The organism is Lautropia dentalis, assembly GCF_003892345.1.
GTDB classification, from domain to species: domain Bacteria; phylum Pseudomonadota; class Gammaproteobacteria; order Burkholderiales; family Burkholderiaceae_E; genus Lautropia; species Lautropia dentalis.
The window spans coordinates 826,842-842,603 of sequence record NZ_RRUE01000002.1; the positions used below are offsets into that span (position 1 = coordinate 826,842).

A 15,762-nucleotide genomic window follows, 5' to 3' on the forward strand; every position below is an offset into this window, starting at 1 on the left:
GGTTCGATCATGGCATCCCCCAAGCTGAACATTCTCTTTCTGACCGACAACTTCCCGCCCGAGCGCAATGTGCCCGCCATGCGGACCTGGGAGCATGTCTCCCGCTGGGTGAAGGACGGGCACAGGGTCACCATCATCACCACCGCCCCCAACTTCCCGCAGGGCAAGCCCCTGGCCGGCTACACCAACCGCTGGTACATGAAGGAAGACATGGGGGGGGTGACCGTCATCCGCGTCAAGAGCTACATTGCCGCCAACGAGGGCTTCCTCAAGCGCATTCTCGACTACGTGTCGTTCATGGTCACGGGTGGCATCGTGGCCATGTTCCAGAAGCGGCCCGACATTCTCATCACCACCTCGCCGCAGTTCTTCTGTGCCGTGGCGGGGTGGGTGGTGTCGCGCCTGCGCCGGCTGCCGTGGATTTTCGAGCTGCGTGACCTGTGGCCCGCTTCCATCGTGGCCGTGGGCGCCATGAAGGAAGGCATCGCCATCAAGACGCTGTACTGGATGGAGATGAGCATGTATCGCGCGGCCGACCGCGTGATCGCCGTGACCAAAGGTCTGAAGCAGGACCTGGTGGACCGGGGCATTCCGTCCGACAAGATCGTCGTGGTGCGCAACGGTGCCGATACCAACCGCTTCACCCCGCGGCCCAAGGATGCCACCTTCGTCGAGAAGTTCGGCCTGCAGGGCAAGTTCGTGGTGGGCTACTACGGCACCATCGGCATGGGCGCCGGCGTGCAGACGGCGGTGGATGCCGGTCGTGTGCTGCGTGACCGGGGCCGTGACGACATCGTGATCATGCTGGCCGGGGCCGGTGCCGAGTATGACGAGGTGGAGAAATCCATCCAGGAACAGGGGCTGGCCAACGTGAAGCTGCTGCCCCCGTTCGACCAGGCCGACATGCCGGCGGTGTGGAGCCTGCTCGATGCCGCCATCGTGATGATGAAGGACCGGCCGCTCTTCAGGGCCACCATCTCGTCCAAGACCTTCGAGGCGCTGGCCATGGGCATGCCCGTCATCATGAGCCTGCCGGCCGGTGAGGCCACCGGGCTGGTGGACGAGTACGGCTTTGGCATCAACGTGCTGCCCGAAAACCCCGAAGACATGGCCAATGCCATCCAGAAACTGGCCGATGATCCCGCACTGACGAAGGCACTGGGCCAGAAGGCGCTGGAAGCCTCGCGCGACTTCTCGCGTGAACGTTCGGCCGGCCTGGTGATGGACGTGGTGCAGGACGTGATGGCCGAGCGCCGGCCCGGAGACGACCGCGTCGGGCCGGGTGTGGCGCCGTCCTGAGCCGTGTCAGGGGACGCGTCCCGGGGCTGTTCCGCGCGTCGCCTCACCTGCCTGCCGGCTGACACAGGCATCTGCGCGATCATGCCATCGCGCACCGGGCGGGTATCCCGTCCGGTGTCTCCGTCGACAGGTCGGGTTCCCCCGGCAACAGGTCTGGTGCTCCGGGCAATGAACGGCGCTCAGGACTTTTTTGGTTTTCTTTCAGCGGGGCCTGCTGCAGAATGCCCCGACTGATCACTGAAGCAACAAAAACAATGCAGATAGAAAAACTGATGCCCGAGGGCAAGAAAGGCACCGTCCTGGTGCTGGCACCGCACACCGACGACACCGAACTGGGTTGTGGTGGTACGGTGGCCCGGCTGATCGAGGAAGGCCACCGCGTGGTGACCGTGGCCTTCTCGGCCGCCGAAGATTCCGTGCCCGCAGGCTTTGCGCGCGACGTGCTGCGCACCGAGAACGTCAATGCCGCCCAGAAGCTGGGCGTGAAGAAGGAAGACGCGCTGGTGCTGGACTTCAAGGTGCGCACCTTCCCGGAAAACCGCCAGCGTGTGCTGGACACGATGATTCGCCTGAACCGCGAGTACCGGCCCGATCTGGTGTTCGTGCCCAGCGCCACCGATACGCACCAGGATCACAAGACCATTGCCGACGAAGGCTTCCGGGCCTTCAAGCGCACCACCATTCTGGCCTATGAGCTGGCCTGGAACAATCTGGAGTTCTCGCACCGCTGCTTCGTCACGCTGACCGAACAGCAGCTGCAGAAGAAAATCGACGCCCTGTACGAGTATCACTCGCAGCATGCCATTCGCGACTACGTGAACGAAACCTATGTGCGTGCGCTGGCCCTGGTGCGAGGCACGCAAATCCAGAAAAAGGCCGCCGAGGTGTTCGATGTTCCGCGGCTGATTCTGGATTGACGGATCTTTGTTGCAACACGGCCCGATCCCTGGACATGGCTGCCGGTTGTCATGAATCTGGTTCTGCCATGAATCCTGGCTCGTACCGGATTCAAGGAAAAGCGCCGCACTGAGGAGGTTTCAGGCGGCGCTTCTTGCTGCGTGATTCAGCCTTGCCGGCTGCTCCCGGGGGCTTTGTGGAAGTCCACGAGTGTCACGCAGGGCGGCGGGGATTCCATGATCAGCCCGTTTCCCCGCCCGTCATGCCTGTGGCAGCAGGCTCCCGGTCAGTTCAGGTGCAGCACCACTGGCCAGTTGGAGCCGCCGCGGTTCTGGTTGTAGTCCCAGTGGTAGGCGTTGATCCAGCGGCCCCCACGGCGGTGCTGGGCCTGCGATTCAGTGAAGGCGGCAGGCCAGCGGAAGCCGAAGTCGGCCCCGTTGCGCTGGTCGGCAAACTTCCACTGGCTGCTGCCCTGGGGCAGGAACTCCACGTCATAGGTGCTGCCGGCACGGAAGGTGATGGTGCGCGGCAGGTTGATGTCGTACCACTGGTAGTTGGTCACGCGGTTGCCCGAACGGTTGGCCACCTGACTGTAGTTGGGGCTCCACTGCGAAATGGTGCCGCTGGCCAGCTCATTGCCGTTCTCGACGATGCGCCAGAGCAGCTGGCCACCCACCGAGGCGGATGTGGCTACCGACAGGCCGGAGACCTGTCTGGTGCTGGACGGACGGAACTGCTCGCGCACCGGCTGGTTCGCATTGGCGGTGAAGACCTGTTTGGGGTCGGTGGCGCCGCCTTCCATGTTGGAGTTGCCCTGTACAGCGCCCGTACTGTAGTTGAGCTGCAGGATGGGCACGTAGTAGTTGTTGCTGCTGGAAGGGTTGGTGGTCAGATCCAGCCAGCGGCCACGGGTGTTGAGTAGCGTGGCCCAGTCGGACGGGGCGACCCAGCGCGAAGGGCGACCATTGGCGCCGATGGTGATGGCGTTGTTGCTGCTGATGTAGTTGTACGTGGGCGAGCCGTCGACGTTTTCCAGCACCAGATGGTAGATCTGGCCGGCCTGCACGTTGCCGCTGCTGGTGAGGTGAGCGTCGGCAAAGATGGGCTTGCTGCCGTAGGCTGCGCCGCCCGGGCTGTAGTAGCCGGTGGCCAGCGCGGCAGCGTTCAGATTGGGCAGGCCACCGGCATCGGGCATGATGCGCAGGCGAATGGTGCCGCCGTTACCCGACGAATAGCCGCGGCCCGGCTGCCAGTACAGGCGCACGCTGGTGATGTGACCGTTGTGCTGGGCCCGGAAACGGTTGGACACCTTCTGGTTGTTGGGGCCGCCCACGATGGTGTTGGCCAGCGCGTCCTGGTTGTAGACGCCGGGGCCGTACAGGCGATTGATGGTGCCGGAGGTCAGGCTGTGGGTGCCGCTGATGATGGCCTTGGTCTGCAGGCTGCCGGCCCGAGAGTCCTGCGTGCTGCCGCTCTGTGCGGCATCGGCCGATGCCAGTGTTTCCGGGGAGGAGATGACGCTGCCACTCACGGCCTTGGTGCTGGAGGCCGTGCTGCCACCTTCTTCAGAGCCACCGCAGGCGGTGAGGATCAGGGCAGCCAGAACCGGTGCTGCTAGCGCGATTTGTTTTTGTTGCATAGGGGGTGTTGTCAAAAATGCTGCACTATGTTGCAGCTCTTCCAATGACTTACAAAAGTTACGAAAGCGAGCGAAGTATAACGCTCAAACAAAAGCCCACAGGTAGCGTATGGATATAAATAGTAGTTATTTATGATCTTCATGTTTTGTCTGTTCCTGGCGGATGAGGGCGCTCGTTCGGTATGTGCATTGCAGCATCAGAGATTTTTGAAATACCTGTCATGCGGTGAACTACGATAAAAAGCCATAAATAGATGGTAAAAGACGCTTGTTACACAGCAGATCGCAGCATGTATGCGTAATGTTGCGTTGCAATATTCAATGGATGGGCAAAGCCTGATCCAAAGCTGCAGGTAACAGCTGGAGATACTGCGGCCATTTTTCTGGCTGTTCAGTGCCCGCCAGTGACCGGTGCTCTGGCTGGTAACGATGTGTCAGAAAGATTCTGGATACGTACGATGATCTGGCCCGTGAGGTGCCGACCCTGCCTGCGAGAACGCCGCGGGCAGGCTGGGCTGCCGCGCGGCGTTGCGGGGTCCGGCATGCTGGGATGCCGGACGGGAGCCATTGGACGGCGGGTGTACGGGAGGTGTGCGGGTACCGCTGCTCGCACACCATCACGACCAGTCGGACTGGCCGGTTTGATCAGTTCAGGCGCAGGACCACGGGCCAGTTGGCGTCATTGCGGTTCTGGTTGTAGTCCCAGTGATAGGCGCCCTTCCACTGGCTGCTGCCCTGGGGCAGGAACTCCACGTCATAGGTGCTGCCGGCGTGGAAGGTGATGGTGCGCGGCAGGTTGATGTCGTACCACTGGTAGTTCGTCATGCGGGCACCGGTTTTGTTGGTCACTATCCGGTAGTTGGGGCTCCATTGGGAGATGGCGCCGCTGACCAGCTCGGTTCCGTTCTCGACGATGCGCCAGCGCAGCTGGCCGCCCACCGAGGCGGACGTGGCCACCGACAGGCCAGAGACCTGTCTGGTGCCGGACGGGCGGAACTGCTCGCGCACCGGCTGACTGGCACTGGCGGTGAAGACCTGTTTCGGATCGGAAGCGCTGCCCTCCATGTTGGAATTGCCCTGTACGGCGCCGGTGCTGTAGTTCAGCTGCAGGATGGGCGTGTAATAGTTGTCGCTGCTCGAGCCGTTGACGGTGAGGTCATACCAGTTGAAGCCGGCACTGGTGCCATGACGCCGGGTGCCCAGCAGGGTGGCCCAGTCCGTTGTGGCTACCCAGCGGGAGGGGCGGCCGTTCGGGCGAACGGTGATGACATTGTTACTGCTGATGAAATTGCTGGCGGGCGAGCCATCGAGGTTTTCCATCAGCAGGTGATAGATCTGCCCGGCCTTCAGCGCCTGCGTGCCGCTGAACCATGCATCGGCGAAGATGGGTTTTCCCTTGCCGACAAGTGCCGCGCCCGGACTGTACCAGGCCGTACCAAGCGGTGTTGCGTTGAGATTGGGCAGATGCCGGCTGCTGCCATCGTCGGGCAGGATGCACAGGCGAACCGTACCGCCCGTTCCTGATGCATAACCCTTGCCTGCCTGCCAGTAGATGCGCACGCTGCTGATCTGTCCGTTGTGCTGGGCGCGGAAGCGATTCGACACCTTCTGTTCGTAGGCGCCCTGAACGCCAACCACCGTGTTGGCGAGCGCGTCCTGCTTGAAGACGCCCGGGCCATAGAGTTTGCCAAATGCGCCGGATGTAAGGGTGATGCTGCCATTGGCGGGGACCAGTGCCTTGGTGTGCAGGTCGTTGTGTGCAGGGGATACCGCCTGTGCGCCGGCCTCTGGTGTGCCGGGCTGAACGATGCCCGAAACAGTCTGGCCGTGCACGGATTTGCTGCTGGCCGTGCCCGGGCTTTCGCTGTCGTTGCCGCAGGCGGACAGCATCAGGACCAGGAGAAGTGGGGCGGTGCGGGTCAGCCGTGCACCGGCCAGTGAGGTGAATGCCGAGCCATGGATGTGTCGCATGATGTGGATGCTCCTTGAGTTAATCATGAGCATTCAACGTAGCACCAAAACAATATTAGGTTACATATCGTCAATGAAAATTTCTTTTATTTGATTTTTGGGCAACAGCCATGGAGTATTCCCGGACTCTGGTCATGTATGGCCGGGTTGACAGTACCCTGGGAGCCTCTGAAGCCATCGAGGATTCTGCAGCCGCCCTGTCCTGCACGCGAAGATGGGCGAATGAATCCATACGCGCGCCAGGTAAAGCTGATCCACCCGTGCCCGTGGTTGTGCAGGAGGGTCTTTTGCACCGTCACCAAAAACAAACCGGTACCCCATGTGCGGGTGTACCGGTTTGCGTTTTCCCCGAAGCCCGCTGGTGAACGGGACTTCGGGGTGCCTTCAGGCTGTCTGGTCCCGGGGGTCAGGGGGACGGTCCGTCTGGTACCGTGGGGCCAGAGGGGCCTGTCTGGTTCAGGGGGCCAGATGCAGCACCACCGGCCAGTTTGCGCCCGAACCGTTCTGGGCGTGGTTCCAGTGGTTGGAACCGATCCAGCGGCCGCCCAGCATCAGCTGCGCCTGCGATTCGGTGAAGGCGGCAGGCCAGGTGTAGCCGTAGGAGGAGCCGTTGCGGTGGTCGCCGAACTTCCACTGGCTGTTGCCTTCGGGACGGAACTCCAGCTCATAGGCGCGCCCACCCTTCATCACCACATCCTGCGGCAGCGTGATGTCGTACCACTTGAAATTGCCGACCTTGTAGCTGGGGTTGGACTGGATCGGGTTGTAGTTCGGACGGTTTTCGTTGACGTAGCCCGACGCCAGCTCGGTGTTGCCGTCCAGAATGCGCCACTGCAGCCGGCCCGCCACCGAGGCGGCGGTGGCAAAGGAGATGCCCGAGATGCGCTTGTCGCTGCGCGGGGTGAAGTGCTCGCGAATGGGCTTCTGGGCCGTGGCGGTGTAGATCAGCTTGTTGTCGACCGTGCCGCCTTCCATGTCCGATACGCCCTGGCTCTGGCCATTGGTGAGCGAGAGCTGCAGGATGGGCGAGAAGATGTTGCCACTGGAACCGACCTCGGTCAGGTTGGTCCAGCTGAAGTCGCGGGTGGAGCCGCGCGGGCGATAGCCCATCAGCGTGGACCAGTCGATGGTGTTCAGCCAGCGGGCCGGACGGCCATTCTTCTGCGGTGTGATGCTGTTGTTGCTGCTGATGAAGTTTTCGTGCGCATTGGGGTCGATGTTCTCCATCACCAGGTGGTAGAGACGGCCGGCCACCATGTTGCCGCTCTTTTTGTCCATCCGGATTTCGGGGAAGATCGATTTGGGCTTGTCGCCCGGCTTGAGTCCGGGGGTGAAGGTGCCGCTGGCCAGCGGGGCTGCCTTCAGGTTGGGCAGATGTGCGGAGCTGCCGTCGTCCGGGTACAGGCTCAGGCGGATGACGCCTCCGGTGCCGCCCGCATAGCCCAGACCGCTCTGCCAGTACAGGCGCACGCTGTTGAGCTGGCCGTTGACGGTGGCACGGAAGCGGTTCGACACCACCGTGTTGCGGTTGCGGTAGCTGCCGATGACCGTGTTGGCCAGGGCATTCTGCGTGAACACGCCCGGACCGTAGAGGCGGTTGAACTCGGGCGAATCCAGCTGCAGGTTGGTGGCCGTGACCAGACGGTTGCGGCTGGCGGGCTGGGCGGTGCTGCTGCCCGTGCCGGCATTGCCGGTGCCGGCAGACTGGCTGCCGTTGCCGGTGGCGGCTGCCGTCGGGGTGGTGGGCTTGCTGGTGTTGCCTGCGGCGGTATTGCTGCCTGCGCTGCCGTTCGATGCGCTGCCATCATTCGACGTGCTGCTGCCGTTCGAGGCACTGTTGCCTGCGGCCGGTTTGCTGCCCGGGTCGTTGGGCTGGACGTTGTAGTCGCTGCCCCGTGCCCAGCTGGGCAGGTCGGCATCACTGGCAGGCCGGTAGGGACGCGGACGCGGGTGGCGTGCCGTGACCGAGGTCGTGGCCGCGGCATCGGTGGTGGTGGCACCCGGGTTGTTCAGGGTCTGGGCGGAGGCATCGGCCATGAGGAGTCCGGTGGTGCGGCGCAGGACGTTGCCGAATTCATCCACGAACACGTCCACCGAATGGTCGGCGTCACCCAGCAGGCTGCTGCCCGAGGTCATCGTGTAGGAGAGGGTGTTCGCCATCCAGGCATCGATGCCGTTCCAGTCGAAGTTCTCTTCGTTGGGGACGGAGGTGACGATGTGCGGGCGCTCGCCGGCCATCTGCTCGAAGGAGGCAGCGGCGATGCGGGCCTCTTCCTCGGCCCTGAGCGTGGCGCTGGTCCGGGCCAGTGCTTCGGTCGGGGCCTGTGCTTCGGTTTGAGCCAGCATTTCGCCCTGGGCAGAAGACTGCTTCTGGGCCTGGGTCGGGGTCAGGGCGTGAGGATCGTCACCGGCGCCGCAGCCGGCCAGGGCCAGCGACATGAGTAGGGAGCAGCTCAGCATGGGAAGACGGCCAGGGAAAGCCCGGTCAGACAGACGGAATGTGGTTTTGCGCAGGAGGTGCATGACTGAAGCCATTCCTGTTGCGAGGAATGGACCGTGATGGGGGGACTGCCGCATCCCGACGGAAAGTCAAGGGAATTGGTCACGGTTTTCAGTCTAGGCAGGGTGTTGCAAAAAAACATCGGTCCGGGTACTGACGGTGTGCGGGAGGTGACTGGAGGCAGTTCACCGCCCGGGGAGGAGGAGAGGTGGACGCAGTGCCAGCTTCATTTTGATGGTTCCTTGCAGCACCGCAGGTTGCCAATTGTTGTGAATTATCAGGCCGACAGGCAACAAAAAGCGCCCCGAAGGGCGCCCTGTGTTCTTTGTGCCGACGCTGGTAACGTTTTGCTGGCTGTACCGATACTGGCGGTCGGTTGAGAGAGGGCCGCGCTGCGAACGTTGCCTTGCTGCCGCCGGATGTTCTGTACGGCGGCTCCGGCGGGCTGGTGGCTGGCAAACGTCAGCTCTGCGTGGGGATTGCGCTGCCGGGGAAAGGTCCGGCAGTGCAAAGATCCGGGATAGTGGCGAAGGTCCGGCAGCGGCCAGGGTCCGGTAGTGGAAAAGGGTCCGGCAGCCCTCCGGCACCGGAAGGTCAGGCGTTGTCCAGGATCTTCTGGTACATCTCCCGCATCCGGGCCGCCTGGGTGCCCCAGTTGTAGTGTTCGATCACGGCCTTCTGGCCGTTGATGCCCATCTGGCGGGCACGTTCCGGGTTGTCGCGCAGGTCGATGATGGCTTTCGCCACGGCGTCGACATCCTTCGGATCGACGATCACGCCGGCGTCATGCTTTTCCAGATAGGCCGTCCAGTTGGGAATGGGCGAGCAGATGGTCGGGATGCCGGCCGCCATGTACTCGAAAAGCTTGATCGGCTCGGCGGTGAGGTGGCTGGGGGTGAGGTAGAGCGTGCACAGGCCGGCAAAGCTGCGCTCCAGGGCGTTGCGGATGCCGTCGCGCTCGACCCAGCCCAGATATTCGACCTGCTTCCAGCCAGGCATGGCAGTGATTTCGGCCTTGTCGGCGTCGCTCTTGAATTCGCCGGCCATGATCAGCTTGACGTTGGCCTTCTCGACGGCCTCCATATCCTCGATGATGCCGCGGATGCGCGACAGACCTCCGGCATAGACCACGTGGGTGGACGGCCGCGGCGCGGGTGTGTTGTCCTTGTCGGGGTCGAGCCCCAGCTCGGCGAGCAGCGGGTAGTTGTGCAGCGTGTAGAGCCGGCCCGGACGGGCCACGTCCTGGAAGAAGGTGGCCTGGGTGGGCGAGGCGGTGACCACACCATCGAAGAAGCGCGCACCGATGCGCTCGCAGCCGCGGGCGATCCTGCCGACCAGTTTCCGGATGGGCAGCGGGATCCAGTGCTTGTTGAGGACCTGGTTGGCCAGGTCTTCGTGTACGTCCATGACGATGCGGTGACCGCACAGTTTCATGAACAGCCCCAGCGGGATCAGTTCGGGGTCGTGGAAGTGGTAGATCTCGGCCTTGAGTTTGCGCGCGGTGTTCCAAGCTTCATACATCTTGGCGGTCATCCGCGCGATGCGGCCCTTGCGCTCTTTCAGCGGGTGGATGGTGACGCCCAGCCGGGCAGCCTCGGCCACTTCCTCGGGTGTGGCGGCAATGACGGCATGGGCGTCGTAGCCGGCCTCGGCCATCGAGGCCACTTCCTTGCGGATGATGCGGATTTCGACCCCACGGTGCACCGTGGAGATATGGCAGATGCGCTTTTTCATTTCCAGCCTTTTCCGAACTTGAACTGCAGGGCCTCGCGGATGCGAACCGTCAGTTCGCGGGCGTTGGAGGACCAGTGGGAACGCCACAGTTTGGGGTGGGTGAGAATGCCCAGCGGGCTGGTGCCCTGCTGGATCAGCTCGAACGGATTGCCGCGCGCCCAGTAGGTGGGCGGATCGTCGTCGGAGACGTAGGCCGCAAAGGGCATCATCACCTCGTCGTCGTAGGTTTCGCTGATGATGCCGGCCCGGGCGCGCAGGCCATCGTCGTGGGTGAGCACCCGGTTGGGCATTTTGAGATAGCGATTCATCCAGTCGCCGTGCGAGCACACCACGTTCATCGGCAGGCCGAATTCCCGGCGCAGCTCGTGCAGGTTTTCGACGAACTGGGCCTGGATCTCGGGCATGGCTTCCTGCACGGCGGCAGGCGAGCGCAACCGGTTCTGTTTGGCGTACTCGGCCAGCTCCTCGAAGTGGTAGCTGACGTGCACGCCAGCCTTGGCCAGGATGTGCATGACCTCGGCATCCCGCGTGCTCTGGCGGAAGTAGTAGCTGGCGCGGCAACCCAGTTCGGACTCGATGCGGTGCCAGTCCAGCGACAGCCGTGGATCGGTGTCGATGTCGTGGCGCATGACCAGCACCTTCTGCTGCGGCCCGATCTGGCCGGCGCGCAGGCGGTGCAGCCACTGCTCGTTGTCGATCACTTCGTAGCCGGCATCGAGGGCGTTCTGCAGCAGCCGGCGGTAGTCGTCCAGCCGGGAGGGCTGCAGCAGCTCTTCGTACAGTCGCCAGGCCAGACGCGAGATGCGGCAGGAAGGACGGCGTACCGGCGGGGCATCCGGCCGGTTGGCGGGGTCTGATGCGTGCTTGTTCATGGTGCCATCAGCGCAGGGATGAGGAGGAGAGCGTCAGAATCTGCGGGAGCCGGAACGGCCGGAGCGGCCGGACGAGGAGCGGCTGCTCCTGCTGCCCGGCTGTCCGTTCTGTGAATGCCGGGTGCCGTGCTGGACCCGGTCACCCCCCGGCGTGCCGAGCAGCGCGCCGCTGCCGCTGGCCATGTCGCCGGTCAGGGGTACGCCCAGGGAAGCGGGATCGGCAGGCTGCTCCCAGGGGGCCTGCGGGGTGTCGGGCGCCAGCTGGCCCAGGGCGTTCTGCAGGTCGTAGTTGCCATGGACCGGGGCTGCCTGCGGGTAGGCACCCTGCTGCGGGTCATGTGCGCCCTGTGGGTGGATACCCGGCTGCGGATCGACCATACCCTGCGGAAAGGCACTCCGCGGCTCGTAGGCGCCCGGTTGCGGGTCGTACATGGCCTGTGGATCGTAGCCCCCCGGTTGCGGGTCATACGTGCCCTGTGGGTAGGCACCCTGTGGATCGTAGGCACCCGGTTGCGGGGCGTACATGCCCTGCGGGTCGTAGTAGCCCTGTTGCGGGTCATACTCGCCCTGCGGGTAGCCGCCCTGCGGATCGTAATAGCCCGGTTGTGGGTCATATGCACCCTGCGGGTAGCCGTCTTGCGGGTCGTAGACCGCCTGCTGGGGGTCATACGCATCCTGCGGACCGTAGGCATCCATCTGTGGGTCATAGCCGCCTTGCGGGTCATAGGCGCCCTGCTGGCCGTAGCCGACGCCCTGGTCGATCAGGCGGGTTGCCTGGAAGGGGTCCTGTCCCTGCTGTGCCCAGCCCTGCCCATACTGGGTATAGCTGAACTGGCTGTGAGCGAACTGGCTATGGGCGAACTGACTATGGGCGAACTGGCTGTGACTGAACTGGCTGTGGCTGAACGCCTCGCTGGCGCGGTGACGGCGCACGGCGTGGCCAAAGCGGGCCTGTGCCAGGGCAGCCGAGGCAAAGCCCAGGCAGAAGAACAGCGCCACGAAGCTCACGTTGCGGGACAGTGCCCATTCGAGGGCGGCAAACATCAGCACCGGTATGGTTTCATGGGCAATGCGCGGCCACCGCTCCAGGCCGGTGACGAGGGCACCGAGCAGCGTGCACCAGATGGCCACGAACAGCAGGAACGGAATCAGGCCGGTCTGCGCCCAGATGTCGAGCGCATTGTGCATGTAGTAGCCGGAATACTTCAGGTCGCTGAGCTGGAACGCCCACTCGCCGGTGAAGGGGCGGTTGGTGATCAGCATCAGGCCCTTGTTCATGATTTCCTGGCGGATCTGCCAGGAGGAGTCCTGCTCGTCGGGGGTGAAGACGGATTCGAAGCGCGAGCCTTCGAACACGGTGGCGAAGGTGCCGGTCTTGTAGCCGACAAAGAAGCAGGCCGCCACGATCAGCACCATCACGCGCATGGTCATGCTGCTGGACAGGAACGGGATGGCCAGCAGTGACACCACGCAGAACATGGCGGCACTGCGTGACGGAATGACGAAGGCCACGCCAATGGCCAGCAGAATGAACATCCACTGCCAGAAGGCGTTGCGGATGCGCGGGGCCAGGATGGTGCTGCAGATGGCAAAGGCGTCACCCATCAGCTGGTAGTTGAGCTTGACGCCGGTTTCGGAGCTGGAGTCCGACAGGCCCTGCATGTCGAAGTTGCGGGCGTTGAACACTGCGTAGGCTGCGATGATCAGCCAGGTGACGACGAATGCCCTGTAGACCCGGTGGCTGCGGGCTGCGGCCCCCACGAAATACAGCACCATGCCCAGGAAGATGATGGGCACCAGCGCCATCAGCAGGTCTTCGCGCTCGCCGCTGGACTGGCCCCAGACCTTGTAGCTGATCCAGGCGAAGGTGGGATAGGCAAAGAAGAAGGCCACTGCGAAAGTGGTGGTCCAGCGTACCGAGATGCTGCTGTGACGGGCGGCCAGCGTGGTGAGCAGCAGCAGCGAGGCGGAGGCGCCGGTCCAGACGATGCTGGGGATGCCCGGGGTTTCCTGCCACAGGATGGGCAGCATCCCGAGGTGGAAGATCACCGACAGGCTGACCAGCAGTGTGACGAAGGAACTGGGCTTCTGCGGCCGGGAGCCATACCCGAAGGTATCGAAGAAGTTCGGCCGGCGATGGCGCCGGGTGTGCTGGGGTTGAAGGTGGGAGGCCGCCATGGTGGATCCTTGAACCGGTCTTGGGTGCGCCGGAGGACCGGCGCACCGGGAAGTGTTTCAGGTGCCTGAGCCTGATGGGCGTGCCTGCTGGCCGCCAGCCGCCCGCCATTGTAGTAGCACGTACACCACATACAGGGCCGCATACCCTGCCGAAAACCAGCGGAACGCCGACATGGCTTCGGTGGGCAGCGTGAAGGCGGCGATGCTCACGGCCAGCAGGCCAATCTGCCAGTACAGGTCGATCTTGGCCTGGCGCACGATCAGGAACGTGTAGCCGAGCGGGCTGGCAAAGAAGCGGATGAACAGCAGCGGCGCGAAGATGCGGGCGATCTCGCCAGCCTCGCGCAGCGGTTCACCGAAGACCAGGGCAAACAGCTCGGGCCCCCAGAAGAACAGCACGAGCGACGGGAAGACACCCAGGATGGCCAGCAGGCGCAGCGTCTGCTTGTAGGCCCCCCGGCACTGGCCGGTGCGGTTGAACTCTTCGGCGGCACGGTTCTTGAACACATCCTGGGCCGAGGTCGAGATGATCGACATGGGCGCCGAGATGGTTCGCCAGGCGGTGCCCAGCAGGCCAGCGGCGTGCTCGCCGAAGCGGGTGCCGGTGAGCAGCAGCGGAATCTGCTGTGCCACGGTGTTGATGAGGGCCGAGGGCAGCGCGATCATCGGCGTCTTGCCATGGGTGCGCATCAGCTCGCGCCAGTCGTGGCAGGGCTTGTGCTGGGCATGCTGCGTTTCGGGCAGGTCGTGGGCCAGCAGGAACTGCTTCAGGCCGATCCAGGCCGCCCAGCTGCCCATGCTGGTGCCCAGCACGAAGCCCAGCATCAGCATCATGCCGCTGGGCCAGAAATAGATGAGGATGAGCTGCAGCAGCGCGGTCAGCCCCGCCGAGGTGATGCGGATGCGGTTGACCACACCGAATGCCCCGGAGGTGACGGCCATGGCCAGCCACAGCGTCTGCATGGCCAGTGCCCAGGTGCCCAGGCCCACCAGCACCGAGGCCGACAGCGGCCAGCCCGGCAGCTGCGCCTGGATGAGCGTCTGCAGCGCCATGGCGATGAGCGAGAGCAGCACACCCACGCCGATGCTGGTGGCCATGCCGATGCGGAAGGCCAGCCGCCGGTCGCTGGCCAGTGGCAGTGCCACCAGCAGGACCTCCATGCGTGCCGTGGCCGGGACGATGGCAATGTAGATGACCGCCTGCCAGATGGCGTAGATGCCCAGCGCCTCGACGCTGACCATGCGTGTGAACAGCAGCATGGCCAGCAGCGGGATGGCCTGGGCCGTGGCGCTGCCGGTGAGTACCTTCAGGACCGTGCGGACGTACGAACCCTGACGGGGCGGGGACGATGCGGCGGGCTTGCTGGCGGGGGAGGGGGTACCGGACGCCCCCGCCGGGGCGCCCGTGCCTTCGGGGCGTGCTGACTCGCTCACGGTGGCTTACAGCGTGCTGTCGACGGCGGCAACCAGGTGCTCGACGATCTGCGCCTGCAGGGCATGGTCGATGTCCGGGAACATCGGCAGGCTCATGACCGAGTCGGCCGCCAGTTCGGCATGCGGGAAGTGCTGGCTGGCCAGCGGCGTGCCGGCGTACACGGGCTGTTTGTGCAGGCACATCGGGTAGTGCACGGCGGTGGGGATGCCGTTGGCCTTGAGCACCTCGATGACCTTCGCCCGGTTGGGTACCAGCACGGTGTACTGCGCATAGACGCTGGTGTTGCCCTCGGCCACCTGCACCGTGCGGATGTGCGGGTGGGCGGCCTGTTCGATCAGGCGGGTGTAGCGGGCACCGGCCTCGCCACGCAGCCTCACGTCCTCGTCGAAGTGGGCCAGCTTGACCAGCAGCACGGCAGCCTGCAGCGTGTCGAGGCGGCCGTTGACGCCGATGGCCGAGTGCACGTAGCGCTGCGACTGGCCGTGCAGGCGGATCTGCGAGATCCTGCGTGCCAGATCGTCGTCATGGGTGAACAGCGCGCCGCCGTCACCGTAGCAGCCCAGCGGCTTGCTGGGGAAGAAGCTGGTGCTGCCGATGGTGGTCAGGCCGCACGAGCGCTTGCCGTGGCGGGTGGCGCCGAAGCTCTGGGCGGCATCCTCGATGACGGGCAGGCTGTGGCGGGCGGCCACGGCGTTGATGGCCTCGATGTCGGCCACCTGGCCATACAGGCTGACCGGGATGATGGCTTTCGTGTGCGGGGTGATGGCCGCTTCGAGCAGGCTGGCATCGAGGTTGCAGGTGGCGGGGTCGATGTCGACGAACACCGGCGTGGCACCGAGCAGGCTGATGGTCTCGGCCGTGGCAATGAAGGTGAACGGGGTGGTGATGACCTCGTCGCCGGGGCCGATGCCCAGGGCCATCAGGGCGATCTGCAGGGCGGTGGTGCCGTCGCTCACGCCGATGGCGTGCTTTACGCCCACGTAGGCGGCCAGCTGCTGCTCCAGCTCCTTCACTTCGGGGCCCATGATGTACTGGCCGTGATCGAGAACGGCCTGCATGCGTGCGTCGATCTCGGGCTTGAGGCGGAGGTACTGCTTTTTCAGGTCGATGAAATCGATGTTCTGCAGGGGAGCTGGCATGATGGGACTCACTGTAGGGGGGGGCGCCGTGCGGGCGTCTTGTTGATGGAGGCGCCCGGGCAAAAAACGCCTGGGCTCCTGTGCGGGCCGGACGGTAC

General features: G+C 64.2%; 10 protein-coding genes. 2 read left to right on the forward strand and 8 right to left on the reverse strand.

What is annotated here, in order from left to right:
- Positions 1 to 9: 9 nt before the first annotated feature.
- Together EHV23_RS11400 and EHV23_RS11405 are read left to right on the forward strand one after the other, a co-directional pair.
- Positions 10 to 1,299, forward strand: a complete 1,290-nt coding sequence (locus EHV23_RS11400) for a glycosyltransferase family 4 protein (RefSeq protein WP_125096184.1) — start codon at positions 10 to 12, stop codon at positions 1,297 to 1,299.
- Between the two features lie 254 nt (positions 1,300 to 1,553).
- Positions 1,554 to 2,216, forward strand: coding sequence for a PIG-L deacetylase family protein (locus EHV23_RS11405; protein ID WP_203228983.1), 663 nt, complete (start codon positions 1,554 to 1,556; stop codon positions 2,214 to 2,216).
- Positions 2,217 to 2,482: 266 nt separating this feature from the next.
- On the opposite strand, the gene EHV23_RS11410 is transcribed toward EHV23_RS11405, so the two are convergent.
- From EHV23_RS11410 to EHV23_RS11445, 8 genes are all read right to left on the reverse strand, one after another.
- Positions 2,483 to 3,835, reverse strand: a complete 1,353-nt coding sequence (locus EHV23_RS11410; RefSeq protein ID WP_125096185.1) for a hypothetical protein — start codon at positions 3,833 to 3,835, stop codon at positions 2,483 to 2,485.
- 645 nt (positions 3,836 to 4,480) lie between these two features.
- Positions 4,481 to 5,806 carry a hypothetical protein gene (locus EHV23_RS11415; RefSeq protein WP_125096186.1) on the reverse strand — a complete coding sequence of 442 codons (1,326 nt, stop codon included), beginning with the start codon at positions 5,804 to 5,806 and terminating at the stop codon, positions 4,481 to 4,483.
- Between the two features lie 456 nt (positions 5,807 to 6,262).
- Positions 6,263 to 8,245 carry a hypothetical protein gene (locus tag EHV23_RS11420; protein WP_158615948.1) on the reverse strand — a complete coding sequence of 661 codons (1,983 nt, stop codon included), beginning with the start codon at positions 8,243 to 8,245 and terminating at the stop codon, positions 6,263 to 6,265.
- A gap of 655 nt (positions 8,246 to 8,900) precedes the next feature.
- Entirely contained in the window at positions 8,901 to 10,040 is a 1,140-nt protein-coding gene (locus EHV23_RS11425) for a glycosyltransferase (protein ID WP_125096188.1), read from the reverse strand.
- Complete coding sequence (locus tag EHV23_RS11430; RefSeq protein ID WP_125096189.1) at positions 10,037 to 10,912, reverse strand: hypothetical protein; 876 nt, start codon at positions 10,910 to 10,912, stop codon at positions 10,037 to 10,039. The genes EHV23_RS11425 and EHV23_RS11430 overlap by 4 nt, the downstream gene beginning before the upstream one ends.
- Before the next feature lie 33 nt (positions 10,913 to 10,945).
- Positions 10,946 to 13,090 (reverse strand): hypothetical protein, encoded by a 2,145-nt coding sequence (locus EHV23_RS11435; protein ID WP_125096190.1) that lies wholly within the window; start codon positions 13,088 to 13,090, stop codon positions 10,946 to 10,948.
- Positions 13,091 to 13,147: 57 nt separating this feature from the next.
- Positions 13,148 to 14,524 (reverse strand): lipopolysaccharide biosynthesis protein, encoded by a 1,377-nt coding sequence (locus tag EHV23_RS11440; RefSeq protein WP_125096191.1) that lies wholly within the window; start codon positions 14,522 to 14,524, stop codon positions 13,148 to 13,150.
- Between the two features lie 6 nt (positions 14,525 to 14,530).
- On the reverse strand, positions 14,531 to 15,643 hold the full coding sequence (locus EHV23_RS11445) for a DegT/DnrJ/EryC1/StrS family aminotransferase (RefSeq protein WP_203229034.1): 1,113 nt from the start codon (positions 15,641 to 15,643) through the stop codon (positions 14,531 to 14,533).
- Positions 15,644 to 15,762: the final 119 nt, after the last annotated feature.

Coding starts and splice junctions, on each gene's coding strand:
- EHV23_RS11400 (WP_125096184.1), top strand. CDS start 10: ATGGCATCCCCCAAGCTGAACATTCTCTTTCTGACCGACAACTTCCCG.
- EHV23_RS11405 (WP_203228983.1), top strand. CDS start 1,554: ATGCAGATAGAAAAACTGATGCCCGAGGGCAAGAAAGGCACCGTCCTG.
- EHV23_RS11410 (WP_125096185.1), bottom strand. CDS start 3,835: ATGCAACAAAAACAAATCGCGCTAGCAGCACCGGTTCTGGCTGCCCTG.
- EHV23_RS11415 (WP_125096186.1), bottom strand. CDS start 5,806: ATGCGACACATCCATGGCTCGGCATTCACCTCACTGGCCGGTGCACGG.
- EHV23_RS11420 (WP_158615948.1), bottom strand. CDS start 8,245: ATGTCGCTGGCCCTGGCCGGCTGCGGCGCCGGTGACGATCCTCACGCC.
- EHV23_RS11425 (WP_125096188.1), bottom strand. CDS start 10,040: ATGAAAAAGCGCATCTGCCATATCTCCACGGTGCACCGTGGGGTCGAA.
- EHV23_RS11430 (WP_125096189.1), bottom strand. CDS start 10,912: ATGAACAAGCACGCATCAGACCCCGCCAACCGGCCGGATGCCCCGCCG.
- EHV23_RS11435 (WP_125096190.1), bottom strand. CDS start 13,090: ATGGCGGCCTCCCACCTTCAACCCCAGCACACCCGGCGCCATCGCCGG.